The organism is Allochromatium tepidum (assembly GCF_018409545.1).
GTDB classification, from domain to species: Bacteria; Pseudomonadota; Gammaproteobacteria; order Chromatiales; family Chromatiaceae; genus Thermochromatium; species Thermochromatium tepidum_A.
In genome coordinates this window covers 513,734-525,962 of sequence record NZ_AP024563.1, presented here as the reverse complement: position 1 = coordinate 525,962, position 12,229 = coordinate 513,734, and the positions used below count along the sequence as shown (strand labels likewise).

General features: G+C 65.5%; 11 protein-coding genes. 9 read left to right on the top strand and 2 right to left on the bottom strand.

Annotated features, from left to right (window positions below):
• The first annotated feature begins 75 nt into the window (after positions 1–75).
• The 3 genes from Atep_RS02490 to lgt are packed head-to-tail and all read left to right on the top strand — an operon-like array spanning position 76 to position 3,461.
• On the top strand, positions 76–627 hold the full coding sequence (locus tag Atep_RS02490) for a Smr/MutS family protein (RefSeq protein ID WP_213380118.1): 552 nt from the start codon (positions 76–78) through the stop codon (positions 625–627).
• Between the two features lie 19 nt (positions 628–646).
• Positions 647–2,614, top strand: a complete 1,968-nt coding sequence (locus Atep_RS02485; protein ID WP_213380116.1) for a hypothetical protein — start codon at positions 647–649, stop codon at positions 2,612–2,614.
• A gap of 16 nt (positions 2,615–2,630) precedes the next feature.
• A complete protein-coding gene (lgt, locus tag Atep_RS02480) occupies positions 2,631–3,461 on the top strand; it encodes a prolipoprotein diacylglyceryl transferase (RefSeq protein ID WP_213380114.1) in 831 nt (276 codons plus the stop codon).
• 73 nt (positions 3,462–3,534) lie between these two features.
• On the opposite strand, the gene rpsT is transcribed toward lgt, so the two are convergent.
• Entirely contained in the window at positions 3,535–3,798 is a 264-nt protein-coding gene (rpsT, locus tag Atep_RS02475; RefSeq protein ID WP_213380113.1) for a 30S ribosomal protein S20, read from the bottom strand.
• 183 nt (positions 3,799–3,981) lie between these two features.
• On the opposite strand from rpsT, the gene murJ reads away from it, so the two are divergent.
• Positions 3,982–5,517, top strand: a complete 1,536-nt coding sequence (murJ, locus tag Atep_RS02470; protein WP_213380111.1) for a murein biosynthesis integral membrane protein MurJ — start codon at positions 3,982–3,984, stop codon at positions 5,515–5,517.
• Between the two features lie 40 nt (positions 5,518–5,557).
• On the opposite strand, the gene parE is transcribed toward murJ, so the two are convergent.
• The gene (gene parE / locus Atep_RS02465) at positions 5,558–7,462 is read right to left on the bottom strand and encodes a DNA topoisomerase IV subunit B (protein WP_213380109.1); all 1,905 of its coding nucleotides are present in this window, start codon (positions 7,460–7,462) and stop codon (positions 5,558–5,560) included.
• Between the two features lie 123 nt (positions 7,463–7,585).
• Between parE and Atep_RS02460 the strand changes: the two genes are divergently transcribed.
• The 5 genes from Atep_RS02460 to Atep_RS02440 all read left to right on the top strand — a co-directional run bounded on the left by Atep_RS02460 (position 7,586) and on the right by Atep_RS02440 (position 12,219).
• Positions 7,586–7,828: an exodeoxyribonuclease VII small subunit gene (locus Atep_RS02460; RefSeq protein WP_213380108.1), complete on the top strand. Its 243-nt coding sequence runs from the start codon at positions 7,586–7,588 to the stop codon at positions 7,826–7,828.
• Positions 7,821–8,714: a (2E,6E)-farnesyl diphosphate synthase gene (gene ispA / locus Atep_RS02455; RefSeq protein WP_213380107.1), complete on the top strand. Its 894-nt coding sequence runs from the start codon at positions 7,821–7,823 to the stop codon at positions 8,712–8,714. The genes Atep_RS02460 and ispA overlap by 8 nt, the downstream gene beginning before the upstream one ends.
• A 163-nt stretch (positions 8,715–8,877) precedes the next feature.
• The gene (folE2, locus tag Atep_RS02450; RefSeq protein ID WP_213380106.1) at positions 8,878–9,714 is read left to right on the top strand and encodes a GTP cyclohydrolase FolE2; all 837 of its coding nucleotides are present in this window, start codon (positions 8,878–8,880) and stop codon (positions 9,712–9,714) included.
• On the top strand, positions 9,711–10,478 hold the full coding sequence (locus Atep_RS02445) for an alpha/beta fold hydrolase (RefSeq protein WP_213381378.1): 768 nt from the start codon (positions 9,711–9,713) through the stop codon (positions 10,476–10,478). The genes folE2 and Atep_RS02445 overlap by 4 nt, the downstream gene beginning before the upstream one ends.
• A gap of 553 nt (positions 10,479–11,031) precedes the next feature.
• Positions 11,032–12,219, top strand: coding sequence for a restriction endonuclease (locus Atep_RS02440; RefSeq protein WP_213380105.1), 1,188 nt, complete (start codon positions 11,032–11,034; stop codon positions 12,217–12,219).
• The last annotated feature ends 10 nt before the right edge of the window (positions 12,220–12,229 follow it).

The window sequence follows — 12,229 nt, the reverse complement described above, 5'->3', positions numbered from 1 at the left end:
CCCGACATCGTCGACCGATCGTGGGACGGCTATACTCGCTCCCCAAGCGTGCCCAGACAGCCCCGAATCCAGCCGATGAAACCCACACTCCAGGACGCCGACCGCCAGCTCTTCCGCGAACAGGTCGAGGATGCCGAGCCATTGTCGTTCGAGAGCGCCGAGCCCTTTCGCCGCCGTCCGCCGCCGGTGCCGCGTCCGCGTCCGATCGAGGCTCCGGAGGATGAGCGGGTCGCGCTCGCCGAATCCGAGGTCGAGACCCACGACTATCTGCTCTTCGCGCGCCCCGGCGTCCAGAATCGGGTGCTCGCCGATCTCCAGCGCGGGGCCTTTCCGGTCGGGCTGGAGGTCGATCTGCATGGACTCCAGGCCGAACACGCGCGTCAGATCCTGGCCGAGTTCCTCACAGAATGCGCCCATCGGCGGGTGCGTTGCGCGCGCATCATCCACGGCAAGGGCTATGGTTCCAGCGGACGGGCGCCCGTACTCAAGAGCAAGGTCAACTACTGGCTCAGACTCTATGATCAGGTGCTGGCCTTCTGTTCGGCGACCCGTCGCGATGGCGGAACCGGGGCGGTCTATGTGCTGCTGCGCAATCCAAACAAGGCGTCCAGGGCGCGCATGGATTGAGCGGGGACGGTGGCTCGGCATGTGGCTTCGACGCTCGATGGCGCTGCTTACCCTGAGTCTCGCTGCAACCGGAGGCGTGCCGGCGGACGCACCGATCCTGGGGCTGGCCTATCAGCCCTATGTCGGACACTGGAGCGCGCGGCCGGACAATCCCTATGCGCCTGGAGACTTCCATGTGCCGGCCTTCAACAGCTATGTCGGCGGCATCGATGTCGAGCATCCGGCCCGCTCGCTGTGGGCGGCGACCCAGACCCTGCGTCTGACGTTCGACGAAGCGGGACGGCTCCAGGACGTCTCGGCCGAAGGTTCGCTGGCCTTCCAGCCCGAGGCACTGCGCGGACAGGACGCCGTCGCCTGGAGCCGCACCCAGACGCGCTTCTTCGAGGATCGCACGCCCTTGGCCGTGAGCCACGTCGATCACGCCGCCTCGGTCTATCGGCAGCTCGACGTCCTGCGACGAGCCGCCGGCGGAGCACCCTTGACACTCGCGACCTATGGCACGGGCTTTCAGGCCGGCTACTGGCGTCAGGTCGACGGACGGGACTCTGTCGCCCTGCCGGTCTGGACCGACCGTCGCCTCCTCGAACTCCGTCCCACGGAGACCACGCCCTATCAGAGACGCGAGACCACCGATGTGGTCTTTCTCTTTCCGCCGACGGCCGTCCATGTCAGACCCGTGCCTGAGCGCATTCGGGTCGAGACCGCCGGCACGCCCGGACAGGATCTGCGCGTGGTCGCCATCCATCAGGCATTGTTCGAGCCGACGAGTCCGACCGACCCGGAGGCTCGGCTCAATCCCGGATTCTTCGCCGGTGACGCCAATGCTCAGATCGCACTCGCGGCGGCTGAGATCAACGCCCAGGCCGGTCGGCGTCTGCTGACGATCAAGCTCGGCGTGGACAACATCCGGGTCGCCGGCACCCTGGTGAACGACCGGATGCGTTTTGCGATCCTGTCCGCACTCGCCCAGGCCCAGGTCGCCAACGCACGCTTTCCGGGGACCGTCACCCATCTGATCCTGTCCAACGAATATGCCCAGCCCTGGAGCGGGCCGGACGAACAGCCGAGTCCGACCGAACAGATCACCGCCATGCTGAAGTACGCCAGAGCGCAGATGGCGCCGGGCGCGGCCTTCGCCGGACTCGATCTGCGGCTCGGTGCGCGCGGACATCGCTTTCGGCCGGCGGACCCGAACGCGGACGATCCGGTACTCGCCCGCTTCGGTCGCGAGGTCGCCGCCCTGCTCGCGGAGTCGGATGTCGTGATGGAGAATCTCTATCCCAGTCCGGAGGCGGTCGAAGCGGCTGCCCAAAGCGGGCAGTGGTCGGTCTATTTCGATCCCGAACAGGGTGAACTCAGCCGGAAGTGGCGCCAGCTCGAACGGACGATCCGGACACTGGCCGGCGAGCGGCCGATCGAGACCATGATCGGCGAGATCGGCCATCCCACCGACGGCATCGCCTTCAATCTGCCCGGCTATGTCGAGGACGGAGCGCCGATCCGTCCGGACACAGCCTTCGCCGCGATCGCCGATCGGCTCGATACGGCCGGCGCACGGCTCGATGATGGCGGTCTGGCCATCGCTCGGCGCTATCTCAACCCGGCCCTGGCGAGCGCCTTCGTGCGCGAGGCCGTCGTCTGGTCGCAGGCCACTGGTGTGCAGATCCATCTGTTCGAAGCCTTCGACGAACCCTGGAAGTCCTCACCGAACCTTCCCGCTGATGCGTCGGCAGCCGGACGCGCCCTACTCGGCCGCTCCGGTCCCTATGGCGCCGAAGCCAACTACGGACTCTTCGGCTACAGTGGCGTCTCAGGGCTACGACCGCCGCTGCAGCACTCCGACGAGATCGCGCCCGGCTCCCGGCTCGCACCCCAGCGACCCGTCGGCGTGCGCTGGAACGGAGCCTTCGAGGGACAGTTCTTCCCCAAGCTGCCGGACCTCGATTTCGCCGCCCTGGCCCACTCCTTCACCACCACGGCACCGTGATACCATCCGCGCCCATATGCTGACCTATCCCGACATCGACCCCGTCGCCCTCGCCCTTGGCCCGCTCAAGGTCCATTGGTACGGACTCATGTATCTGATCGGCTTCGCGCTGGCCTGGTGGCTCGGGCGCCGGCGCGCGCGCCGCCCCGAGTCCGGCTGGACGACCGAGATGGTCGACGACCTCATCTTCTACGGCGTCCTCGGCGTCATCGTCGGCGGACGGCTCGGCTACATGCTGTTCTACGGCTTCGATCAGATCCTGGCGAGTCCGCTGAACCTGCTCAAGGTCTGGGAAGGCGGCATGTCCTTCCACGGCGGGCTGATCGGCGTCCTGGTCGCGATCGGACTGTTTGCGCGCCGTCATGGTCTGCACTTCTTCCAGGTCGGCGACTTCCTCGCGCCCCTGGTGCCGACCGGGCTACTGGCCGGGCGCATCGGCAACTTCGTCAACGGCGAACTCTGGGGGCATCGCACCGAACTGCCCTGGGGTGTCCGGCTCCCCTGCGAGCGTTTTCCGCGTCAGTGTCTCGACCAGCCGACCGACACCCTGCTGAGTCCCGCCGTACACGCCTCCCAGCTCTACGAGGCCGCGCTCGAAGGACTGGTGCTGTTCGTCGTGCTCTGGATCTTCTCCAGCCGTCCGCGTCCGATGATGGCGGTCTCAGGGCTGTTCCTGCTGGGCTACGGCGGTTTCCGCTTCCTGGTCGAGTTCGTGCGAGAACCCGATGCCCATATCGGCTATCTGGCCTTCGACTGGCTGACCATGGGGCAGATCCTGTCGCTGCCGATGGTGTTCGCGGGCGCGTTGCTGCTCGCCCTGGCCTATCGTCCGCGAAAGACGGCCTGAGCGCGATTTGGCAGGCAACAAAAAACCGGCTCAAAGGCCGGTTTTTTGTGTCTTCGCGTGAGCGTCTTCGCGATCAGGCCATGGCCTTGATATGGGCGTTCAGACGTCTCTTGTGACGCGCGGCCTTGTTGGCGTGGATCAGGCCCTTGCGAGCGGCGCGGTCGATACGCGGCACGGCGTCCTTGAACGCCTGCACGGCCGCTTCCTTGTCCTCGGCGCGAATCGCCTTGATCACCTTCTTGATGAAGGTGCGCAGGGTGCTGCGCTGAGCCATGTTACGCTGACGACGGTCTTCCGCCTGACGGGCACGCTTGCGCGCTTGAGGTGAATTAGCCAACTGAGTCTCCCGAGAATTCGATGTCTGACGCGGTCGAGGTAAAAACGATGAAACCGCGTGGAGGGTCGACCGGCAGCAAGCGGGCCGCACCGAACGCGGTTTCGGACGGCGCAGTATTTCGGATCGGAGCACGATTGTCAATTATAATCAGCGCCTTTTCCTGTCCGGAGCCGCCTCCGATCCATGGCCTCGCTGGTTGCCTCGTTCGCCAAGGTGGGCGGCGGAACGCTGTCGTCGCGTATTCTGGGATTCGTGCGGGATCTGACCATCGCGCGCGTGTTCGGCGCCGATGCGGCGACCGATGCCTTCTTCGTCGCCTTCAAGATCCCCAACTTCGCGCGCCGGCTGTTCGCCGAGGGCGCCTTCTCGATGGCGCTGGTACCGGTGCTCAACGACTATCGCGAGCGACAGGGACTGCCGGCGCTCAAGTCCTTCGTCGACGACCTGGCGGGCACACTGGCCGCCGCACTGCTCCTGATCACCGCACTCGGCATTCTGGCCGCGCCGCTGCTGATCCTGGCCTTCGCGCCCGGCTTCGGCGCGGATGCCGATCAGTTCACACTGGCCACGCGGCTACTGCGGCTCACCCTGCCCTATCTGTTCTTCATCACGCTCGCCGCGCTGGCCGGCGCCCTGCTCAACACCTATGAGCGTTTCGGGGTGCCGGCCTTCACGCCGGCGTTGCTCAACATCGTCCTGATCGGTTGCGCGCTGTGGCCGGCGTCTTTGCTGGAGACGCCGATCCTGGCGCTGGCCTGGGGCGTGCTCGTCGCCGGACTGGTGCAACTGGCGTTTCAACTACCCTTTCTGGCACGGCTCGGGCTGTTGCCGCGACCGCGCTTCAAACCGCGCGATCCGGGTGTGATCACTGTTTTCAGGCGTCTGGGGCCGGCGGTGCTGGGCGTGTCCGTGGGCCAGATCAGTCTGCTGCTCGACACCCTGCTCGCCTCGGTGCTCGTGACCGGCAGCATCTCCTGGCTCTATTACTCGGATCGGCTCATGGAACTGCCGCTCGGGCTGCTGGGCGTGGCGCTGGGCACGGTGATCCTGCCGCGTCTGTCGCAGCGTGAAGCGGCGCGGGAGCCCGAGCGCTTCTCCGACACGCTGGACTGGGCCTTACGGCTGGCGCTGCTGCTCGGTCTGCCGGCGGCGGTCGGACTGCTGGTGCTGGCCGAGCCGGTGATGGCAACGCTCTTTCTGTCGTCCGAGTTCGGCGCGGATGATGTCACCCAGGCGGCGTACTCGCTCATGGCCTATGCGCTCGGCATCCCGGCCTTTCTGGCGATCAAGGTGCTGGCGCCCGGCTATTACGCCCGGCAGGATGTGCGCACGCCGGTGCGACTGGCGCTGATTGCGCTCGGTGTCGGGCTGGCGCTGCATCTGCTGCTCATGGCGCCGCTGGGACATGCCGGACTGGCGCTCGCAACGTCGCTCACGGCTGCACTCAATGCCGTCCTGCTGCTGCACGGACTGAGGCGATCGGGCATCTATCGACGGCATCCCGGCTGGACGCGCCTGTTCGCTCAGACGTTGCCGGCCGGTTTGGGGATGGGGCTTGCGCTGCACTGGGGCCTTGGAGAGCGCGCCGACTGGATGCCGGCGGACGCCTGGACGCGGATCCTGGAGCTGACAGGCTGGATTCTGGCGGGCGGATTGGTTTATGTAACGCTCTTGCTCATCGCCGGGCTGAGACTGCGCGATCTGCGCGAGTGTCGATGATGGGCATCGCAAGCTCTGCCCATCATCGAATCGGACCGAATCAGGACACCTCGGCCAGATCCCCCTTCTCCTGCAACCAGGCCCGCCGGTCCGCCGTGCGCTTCTTGGCCAGCAGGCGGTCGAGCAGCTCGTCGGTCTCGCGGTCGTCGTCGATGGTGAGCTGGACCAGGCGGCGGGTGTCGGGATGGATGGTGGTCTCGCGCAGTTGCGCCGGGTTCATCTCGCCCAGTCCCTTGAAGCGCTGCACATTGACCTTGCCCTTGATCTTCTCGGCGGCGATGCGGTCGAGGATGCCCTTCTTCTCGTCGTCGTCGAGCGCGTAATAGACCTGCTTGCCGACGTCGATGCGATAGAGCGGCGGCATGGCGACATAGACATGCCCCTCGGCCACCAGACGCCGGAAGTGCTTGAGGAAGAGCGCGCACAGCAGGGTGGCGATATGGGCGCCGTCCGAGTCGGCATCGGCCAGGATGCAGATCTTGCCGAAGCGCAGTCGCGACAGATCATCACTGCCCGGATCGACGCCGATGGCCACGGCGATGTCATGCACTTCCTGTGAGGCCAGCACCTCCTCCGGTGCGACCTCCCAGGTGTTGAGGATCTTGCCGCGCAGGGGCAGGATGGCCTGGAACTCGCGATCACGCGCCTGCTTGGCCGAACCGCCGGCCGAGTCGCCTTCCACTAAAAACAGCTCGCCGCGTTCGGGATCGGTTGCGGTGCAGTCGGCGAGCTTGCCCGGCAGGGCCGGACCCTGGGTGATCTTCTTGCGCGTGACCGTCCGCCCGGCACGCAGCCGCGCCTGGGCCGCGCCGATGGCCAGCTCGGCGATGCGCTCGCCTTCGGCCACATGTTGATTGAGCCAGAGGCTGAACGAATCCTTGACCACGCCCGCGACGAAGGCCGCGCACTCGCGCGAGGACAGCCGCTCCTTGGTCTGGCCCGAGAACTGCGGGTCGAGCAGCTTGACCGAGAGGATATAACTCACCCGGTTCCAGACATCCTCAGGCGCCAGCTTGACGCCGCGCGGCAGCAGGTTGCGGAACTCGCAGAACTCGCGCACCGCCTCGGTCAGTCCGGTGCGCAGACCATTGACATGGGTGCCGCCCTGCACCGTCGGGATGAGGTTGACATAGCTCTCGGCGATCGGCTCGCCGCCGCCGGCCCTGGGCGGCTCGGGCAGCCAGACCAGCGCCCAGCTCGCCGCCTCGGTACGCCCCTCCATGTCGCCGACGAAGGGTTCGGACGGCAACGTCTCGACGCCGTTGAGCGACTGGAGCAGATAGTCCCGGAGTCCGTCCTGATAACACCAGACCTGCTCCTCGCCGCTGGTCTCGTCGCGAAAGCGCACCTCCAGTCCCGGACAGAGCACCGCCTTGGCCTGAAGCAGATGGGTCAACGGACGCACGGCGAACTTGGGGCTGTCGAAATAGCCGGGATCGGGCCAGAAGCGCAGCCGCGTCCCTCTATCGTTGCGCTTGACCGTGCCGACCACGTCCAGATCGCTGACCTTGTGGCCGTCCTTGAAGGCCATGTTGTATTCGTGGCCGCCGCGCTTGACCCAGACCTCCAGATGGCGCGAGAGCGCATTGACCACGGACACGCCCACGCCGTGCAGACCGCCCGAGAAGCGGTAGTTGTCCGAGTTGAACTTGCCGCCCGCGTGCAGCTTGGTCAGGATGACCTCGACACCGGGCCGTCCCTCCTGCGGATGGATGTCGACCGGCATCCCGCGCCCGTCGTCCTCGACTTCCAGCGAGCCGTCGGCATGGAGCGTCACCGAAATGCGCTTGGCATGACCGGCGAGGGCTTCGTCGACGCTGTTGTCGATGACCTCCTGCGCCAGATGGTTGGGACGAGTGGTGTCGGTGTACATTCCGGGGCGCTTGCGCACCGGGTCGAGGCCCTGGAGGACTTCGATGGCTGAGGCGTCGTAATGGCCGGTCATGGACGGGCGGATCTTCCTGAAAGCTGAATGGGTTGAATCGGATGGGTCGCCGGAGCGGTCGCCCCGGTTTGACCGTCAAAGCGGGCTACGGTACCGTACCTGCAAACCCGGATTCAAACCCAGATGAAACAACCCAAGACCCCGCCCCCACCCTCGTTCGAGCAATCCCTGACCGAACTGGAAGCCGTCGTCGACGCCCTGGAGAAGGGTGAGATGACGCTCGAAGACTCGCTCGCGGCCTTCGAACGCGGCATCGGCCTGACCCGCGTCTGTCGGCAGGCGCTGGAGACGGCCGAGCAGCGGGTGCGGATCCTCACCGACGCCCGGCCGGACGCCGAGCCAGAGCCATTCGACGCCCATGACTGATCACACCCTGGATGACTTCCGCGCGCGCTGTGGTGCGCGCGTCGAGACCGCGCTCGACCGGATCCTGCCGCCCGTGAGCGTGCAGCCGTCGCGCCTGCACGAGGCCATGCGCTACACGGTGCTGGCCGGCGGCAAGCGTATCCGTCCGCTGCTGGCCTATGCCGCCGGCGAGGCGCTCGGACTCGACGCGGCCCTGCTCGACTGCCCGGCCTGCGCTGTGGAGATGATCCACGCCTATTCGCTGATCCACGACGATCTGCCGGCGATGGACGACGACGACCTGCGTCGCGGCCGTCCGACCTGTCATCGCGCCTTCGATGAGGCCACGGCGATCCTGGCCGGTGACGCGCTCCAGACACTGGCCTTCCAGGCGCTGTCCGAGGCGCCCGGACTGAGCGCCGAGTCGCGCGTCGGCATGGTCGCGGCACTGGCCCGCGCCAGCGGGGCACGCGGCATGGTCGGCGGTCAGGCGATGGATCTGGAAGCCGAGGGCACGCCGCTCGATCTGGTGCAGCTTGAGAACATCCACATCCACAAGACCGGCGCCCTGATTCGCGTCTCGGTGCAGATGGGCGTGCTGGCCCATGGCGGACTCGACGCGGATCAGGCCGAGCGACTCGATCATTACGCCAAATGTCTGGGTCTGGCGTTCCAGATCCAGGACGACGTGCTCGACGTCGAGGGCGACACCGCCCAGATCGGCAAGACCGCCGGCCGCGACCAAGCACTCAACAAGGCCACCTATCCGGCGCTGGTCGGTCTGGCCGAGGCCAAGGCCATGGCCAATCAGCTCATCATCGAGGCCATCGAATCCGTGTCGATCTTCGGCGAGCGTGCCCAGCCGCTGGTCTGGATCGCCAACGCCCTCCTGGGACGCAAGAACTGACTCAAACACGCGGGAGAAGGGGACCACGGCGGCATCGAACCGCCGCCCCTTGAACCACTCTAACCTCAGCACTCGCGCTCGGCCCGGTCGCTCAACCCGACTTGGCCGAGCCGCCGGTCGCCCCCACCTTCCAGCCATCCATTCCGACGACGACACGATTCTCATGGAGCCATCGACCACATCCCCCCGTTCGACCACCGCCGCCTGCGAGATCGCGGACGTCCAGGGGAGCGCGGACACCCGCCGCATCGCCATCGACAAGGTCGGCATCAAGGACATCCGCCATCCGGTGCGCGTACTCGAGCGCTGCGGCACCGAGCAGCACACGGTGGCGACCTTCAACATGTACGTCTATCTCCCGCACGACTTCAAGGGCACGCACATGTCGCGCTTCGTGGAGATCCTCAACCGCCACGAACGCGAGATCAGCGTCTCCTCGTTCAAGACCATGCTCAGCGAGATGTCCGAGCGTCTGGAGTCCGCGGCCGGTCACATCGAGATGCGCTTCCCCTTCTTCATCAATAAGAAGGCGCCGGTCTCCGGGGTCGAAAGCCTGCTCGATTACGAAGTCACCTTCATCGGCGAGATCCGCGACGGCCGGCCGCATCTGGAACTCAAGGTCATGGTGCCCGTCACCAGCCTCTGCCCCTGTTCCAAGGAGATCTCGGCGTTTGGCGCGCACAATCAGCGCTCGCACGTCACGGTCCAGGTGCGCATGGAGCGCTTCATGTGGCTGGAGGAGCTGATCGATCTGGTCGAGCGTGAGGCCTCGTCCGAACTCTATGGTTTGCTCAAACGTCCGGACGAGAAGTTCGTCACCGAGCGCGCCTACACCAACCCCAAGTTCGTCGAGGATCTGGTGCGCGACGTGGCCAAGCGGCTCAATGACGATCCGCGCATCCTCGCCTATACGGTCGAGGCCGAGAACTTCGAGTCGATCCACAACCACTCGGCCTATGCGCTGATCGAGCGCGACAAGACAACGGAGGCAACGCTCTGAAGTCCGTCGCCCCCCGCTGTCTGCTGCTGCATGGCTTCACCGGCGGCGGGGCCGACTGGTCGAGCGTCTTCCCCGAGGATCCGGAGCGGCTGGCGATCGATCTGCCCGGCCATCTGACCGGCCCCGATCCGACGAGCGATTATCTCGATGTGATCCGGGCACTGCTCGACAGGCTGCCGCCGAGCATCGACCGGGTCATCGGCTATTCGCTCGGCGGGCGGATCGCGCTCAGCCTCATCCAGCTCGCACCCGAGCGTTTTCGCTCGGCGGCGATCATCTCAGCCCACCCAGGTCTGCTCGATCCGGCCCTGCGCGAACAGCGGAGACTGGCCGATCAGTCCTGGATTCGTCTGCTGCGCGATCAGGGGATCGAGGCCTTCGTGGCGGCCTGGGAGCATCAGCCGCTGTTTCAGACTCAGGCACGGCTCGCACCCGAGATCCTGGCACGTCAGCGCGCGCAGCGTCTGAGTCAGCGTCCGGAGGGACTGGCCGGCGCGCTCGAACGGCTCGGACTGGGCGAGATGCCCGGCACCTGGGAGGCGCTCGCGCGTTATCACGGACGGCTCGACTGGATCGTCGGCGGTGAGGATCGGCGCTTCCAGGCGATCGCGCACGAGGTCTTGGCCCATCGTCCCGCCACCCGGCTACATATCCTGGAGGATGTGGGACACAATCCGCTGCTGGAAGCCCCCGAGCACCTGCGTCTCTGTCTGGAGCGGTCGACCGGACCGACGCGCAACGCACACAGGATCTCGATCGCTTAGAATGCTTGCAGATCCAGACTTGAATGTTGTTCTCGGCTTGTGCGGAAAAACGGAGCAAAAGGTCAACTACCCCGCCCTGAAGGGCGGAGCTTGTGAGAGCAAGCTGGGTTGACCAGCCTCAGCCCGCCTGACCGGGAAGGTCGAAAGGGGCTACGTGTGCCACAGGTCGTTAAGACTCACCGGCGGATGCTTCCTCAGTCCGCCGCTCTGAAAGGCCCGGATCACGCTGACGAAAGGCAAAGCGTCGAAGGTTCGGGTCGCCGCCGTCAGGCGGGAGCCGGTGGCACACATTGGCGAGGGGAGCGACCACGCCGCGAGGCGTCGTCCGTCACCAGGCCCTTACGGGCAGAGCCGCACGGCCCGGCAGGTGGAAAGCCTGCATCTGTTTCCGGCGGCTGCACGGTCGTAGCCGCTATCCCTCCCCGCCCTGAAGGACGGGGTTTCTCGCGGAGGAACTGATGAAGGAGATCCCAAGGCGCTGCAACAGTCTATCCAAGCGCGTTTTTTCTCCACGCATGGCGGGGGCGACGCCGGCAATCAGAACAAGCTCGCTATGAACTGCCGTCTTGGCATGAAGGCCTATGGTCTTATCGATGGGGAGGCCGTTCTAACCGACTTCGGCCGCGACCTCATCGCCATCAAGGATGACGAAGCAAGGCTGCACGAAACCCCGGCTCGTCACATCCTCCTGAATCGCCACGGCATGGGGTTGGTGCAGTGCATCCGCGACATGACGGCGGCCGGCGAGGTGGTCAATTTGACCAACCTGCGCGAGGCACTGGCGATGCGGGGCATCAGCTATCCGAGTGGCGGTAAACATCCAAGCATCATGAGACTCTGGCTGGAGAAGGCCGGAATTTTCGTGGGCGGACGTTGGCAGATCGACGATATCCGGCTGCAAAAGGTGTTGGGAACCCATCCGGATGAGTTCGGCGTGCTCGCCCGCTTCACGCCCGAACAACGGGCTTTTCTGCAAGCTCCGGCGAATACCGGCCTCACCGAGCCGCAGCCGTCGAATGCCGTTGCCCGGCTTGCCTCCGTGACCTATGGGGTCAAGTTCCCTGAAAAAAGCCTGCCAAAGCAGGTACTCAAGGCACTGGACGATGCCGGCTATATCACCGTCACCAAGACCACCGGCGGCCGGGGTGCCAAGCCCCTTATGGTCACGCCAACCGCAAAGCTGGAAACCGATGTGCTCATGCCGCTGCTGGACCAACTCAAGGATCAGATCGATTCGAAGCTGCTGGATCTGCTATGCAAACCGCTTGATGAGATCCTGATCGAGATCGACTCCGACGACCGCTATATCGGCGGACTGGCGCTGGAAGCACTGGCCTTCAAGCTCATGCGACTGCTGGGCATGGACTATGCGGCGACCCGTCTGCGGGCACAGGCCACGGGCGGCGCGGAAGTGGACTTGATCTTCGAGTCGGCAAGGCTCGTCTTCTCACGCTGGCAGATCCAATGCAAGAACACGGATCGCGTGTCTTTGGAGGATGTCGCAAAGGAGGTTGGGCTGACGCATTTCCTGAAATCGAACGTCATCGTGATCGTCAGCACGGGCGATATCGGCTCGGAAGCCCGCCGCTACGCCAACAAAATCATGACGGACTCGAATCTCTGCATCGTGATGATCGATCGCACCGACCTGAACGCCATTCGTCAAAATCCAGTGCATATCGTCGACGCTTTCGACCGAGAGGCCCGCGCCACGATGGCGCTGAAACAGTTGGAACTCTGAGGGAGAACAC

What these genes read in the sequence shown, in the direction of transcription:
- folE2 (WP_213380106.1), top strand. Translation starts at nt 8,878, where the DNA reads ATGGAGCCATCGACCACATCCCCCCGTTCGACCACCGCCGCCTGCGAG.
- parE (WP_213380109.1), bottom strand. Translation starts at nt 7,462, where the DNA reads ATGACCGGCCATTACGACGCCTCAGCCATCGAAGTCCTCCAGGGCCTC.
- Atep_RS02440 (WP_213380105.1), top strand. Translation starts at nt 11,032, where the DNA reads ATGAACTGCCGTCTTGGCATGAAGGCCTATGGTCTTATCGATGGGGAG.
- lgt (WP_213380114.1), top strand. Translation starts at nt 2,631, where the DNA reads ATGCTGACCTATCCCGACATCGACCCCGTCGCCCTCGCCCTTGGCCCG.
- murJ (WP_213380111.1), top strand. Translation starts at nt 3,982, where the DNA reads ATGGCCTCGCTGGTTGCCTCGTTCGCCAAGGTGGGCGGCGGAACGCTG.
- Atep_RS02490 (WP_213380118.1), top strand. Translation starts at nt 76, where the DNA reads ATGAAACCCACACTCCAGGACGCCGACCGCCAGCTCTTCCGCGAACAG.
- ispA (WP_213380107.1), top strand. Translation starts at nt 7,821, where the DNA reads ATGACTGATCACACCCTGGATGACTTCCGCGCGCGCTGTGGTGCGCGC.
- Atep_RS02485 (WP_213380116.1), top strand. Translation starts at nt 647, where the DNA reads ATGTGGCTTCGACGCTCGATGGCGCTGCTTACCCTGAGTCTCGCTGCA.
- Atep_RS02460 (WP_213380108.1), top strand. Translation starts at nt 7,586, where the DNA reads ATGAAACAACCCAAGACCCCGCCCCCACCCTCGTTCGAGCAATCCCTG.